Source organism: Desulfurococcus sp. (assembly GCF_049970475.1).
Classification (GTDB): Archaea; Thermoproteota; Thermoprotei_A; order Sulfolobales; family Desulfurococcaceae; genus Desulfurococcus; species Desulfurococcus amylolyticus.
The window spans coordinates 1-1527 of sequence record NZ_JBMFMW010000158.1 but is presented as its reverse complement, the minus strand read 5'-3'; the positions used below and the strand labels follow the sequence as shown (position 1 = coordinate 1527).

Genomic DNA, 1527 nt, shown 5'->3' with positions numbered 1-1527 from the left:
ATCTTGACTTTGATGAAGTTTAGATCAAGGTCTAAGGAGAGGATGACCCAATTATAGCCGGATAGGCTTAAGACTTCATAAGTGTCGCCAGCTGCGTATAGGCTGTCGCCCACGACGACGCAGTCCATAAGTCTAATGGCAATACTGCCTGTCATTCTCGTCCATGTCTTGACCAGCCTTCCGTCGTCTTTGTCGCGCTTCTCAATATACCACTGCTTGGTACCAGACGATTTCTCATAGCCTACTACGTACACGTGCTCACCGCCTACGCATACGCTCATAGTAGGACATTCATTTTCGCTTGATGGGTTTAAAAACGCCACCCACTTCACCATGGCGTTTCCCACGTGTTTATTAATGCTTGGTGGGGGTAAAAGACCTTCTTCCCACCGGAAACCAGTTAGAACTGTTAACGAGTACCTTGTGGGGGGTAATTGCTGGAGCTTCTAAGCTTAACCCGGTGCAGCTTACAGCTAGAGTGTATGGTGGGTTCTCCACAATGGGTTTGGCTTAGAACTCCCAGCTAGATCTAGGAGGTGTGGATGGTACGTCACACGCTAGGCTTAGCTTAGAGCTGTTACATAGTAGGAGGAGCTCCCAACAAGTTGGAAGCTCTAAAAGCTGGGGTAAGAGGGGGCTAACCTAGGAGGTTCCTAGTGAAACCTAATTCAATCAATGCTTTAGACTGGATCCTAGGAGCCCTCAGGTTTAGAGTTCTCTAGTAGCCCTATCTAGTAGCCCTACTATCTACTTAACTTACAGGATGTATCATACAACCCCCCGTCTCAGCTTATAGTCCGAGTTTGTAGTTTAGCGGGGCTCCCCGGATAAATCTAAGTATATGCTAGAACCCCATCGATAGCTTCGATCGCATCCGTCTATGATCGCTTATAGACCGCTCTGCTACCGCTAAGCCTCCGGTTTTTAACCGCCCCATCAGAGGCTTCCTACTAGGGGATGGGGGCGGCTTCAGCTAGGGGTCGTAGGGGTAAGGGTGGTGTTAGGATTAATATTCCGAGGGATTTGTACATGGCTATTATCAAAATTCAAGGATCTGAGAATCTCGATGGGATGATGCATGTAAGCATGCTGCTATGCTCATAGACGTGAATAGCGAGGAGTTTAAGAAGGCTGTTGGGAGGGAGGCTGAGAGGCTAGAGATACTACTGACGCTGACACAAGACCCTCATAACAGTCTGAGGGAGCTAGCTAGGACGACTCCATCTAGGGGTTTGAGGCTGACATTAGAGGATTACATTCACGCTCAGAGCCTCGGGGCTAGCCGGGCACATCTAACCCTGACATTGTTCAGGAGGGCTCTCGATGCTGTGAGGGACTCCTGGAGATCCCATGTAGAGTTCTCAAGGCTCGTAGCTGAGGGTGTAGCAACACTAGCCGTAGCACTCGTAGCTGTAACCCCAGTTGCATTGATAGGCGGTGGTGGTGTAACGAGCATCCTAGCATGGCTACCCATCACAGCGGCCACGGCCATTATCCTCGACAGCGTCAGCCCGCCCTGCCCGCCTA

The 1527-nt window shown here is 50.2% G+C and carries 1 protein-coding gene and 1 pseudogene; one reads left to right on the top strand and one right to left on the bottom strand.

Features of this window, described 5'->3' with window-relative positions:
- Nucleotides 1–335 (bottom strand): annotated as a pseudogene (locus ACP5N5_RS06970) (hypothetical protein); the annotation flags it as partial.
- 759 nt (nt 336–1094) lie between these two features.
- On the opposite strand from ACP5N5_RS06970, the gene ACP5N5_RS06965 reads away from it, so the two are divergent.
- Nucleotides 1095–1527: hypothetical protein (locus ACP5N5_RS06965; RefSeq protein WP_428134507.1), on the top strand; the 433-nt coding region annotated here is incomplete at its 3' end.